At 53.7% G+C, this 823-nt stretch carries 2 protein-coding genes; both read left to right on the forward strand.

Translation table 11 applies throughout. The annotated features are described in order from the left end of the window. Window positions 1-330, forward strand: a 330-nt coding sequence (locus DW640_RS23290) for a helix-turn-helix domain-containing protein (RefSeq protein WP_233525480.1), incomplete at its 5' end; no start/stop codon positions are given. Window positions 331-333: 3 nt separating this feature from the next. Then, complete coding sequence (locus DW640_RS23295) at window positions 334-684, forward strand: helix-turn-helix domain-containing protein (protein WP_004291454.1); 351 nt, start codon at window positions 334-336, stop codon at window positions 682-684. Window positions 685-823: the final 139 nt, after the last annotated feature.

An 823-nucleotide genomic window follows, 5' to 3' on the forward strand; every position in this document is an offset into this window, starting at 1 on the left:
AAGGAGATGATGGCGCAGATTGCGAACATCGCAGGGTACATCCGCGAGGCAAGGGACGAGAAGAAACGGAAGCGGGAAACCGAAGACAAGCTGCTTGACACGGCACAGGCGGCGAAGATGCTCAACGTGAGCAAGCGCACCATGCAGCGTATGCGCACCGACCACCGTATCGAGTATGTGGTGGTACGCGGAAGCTGCCGCTACCGCCTTTCCGAGATACTGCGGCTATTGGAGGACAACACAGTAAGGAACGAGGAAGGGACAATAGACACCCTGTTCCACAACCACACGCTGCGCACGGGCGGCAAACCAAAAGGAAGGAGGACATAGGTCATGGAACTGCTCACACGAAACAACTTCGAGGGCTGGATGCAGAAGCTGATGGAACGGCTCGACCGTCAGGACGAACTGCTGCTGGCGATGAAGGCTGAGGGGAAACAGCCCACTATCACGGAAAGCATCCGCCTTTTCGACAATCAGGATTTGTGCATGTTGCTCCAGATAAGCAAACGCACCCTCCAACGCTACCGCAGCGTAGGCGCATTGCCCTACAAGACGCTGGGCAAGAAGACCTATTACAGCGAGGAGGACGTGCTGACATTCCTTTCCAACCATATCAAGGACTTCAAAAAGGAAGATATAGCCTTCTACAAGGCTCGTATCCATAATTTCTTTCATAAATAACCCATTAAAACATTTTTCAGATGGCAAAGAAAAAAGACGAAAAGGACGTGCTGGTAGTCCGTGACGAGAAGACAGGCGAGATCAGCGTGGTAGCCGGGCTGAACGCGGACGGCACACCCAAGCGCACCCCCGCAAAAGC

The sequence above is a fragment of the Bacteroides sp. AM23-12 genome (assembly GCF_003434395.1).
Lineage (GTDB): Bacteria > Bacteroidota > Bacteroidia > Bacteroidales > Bacteroidaceae > Bacteroides > Bacteroides thetaiotaomicron.

What these genes read in the sequence shown, in the direction of transcription:
- DW640_RS23295 (WP_004291454.1), top strand. Translation starts at nt 334, where the DNA reads ATGGAACTGCTCACACGAAACAACTTCGAGGGCTGGATGCAGAAGCTG.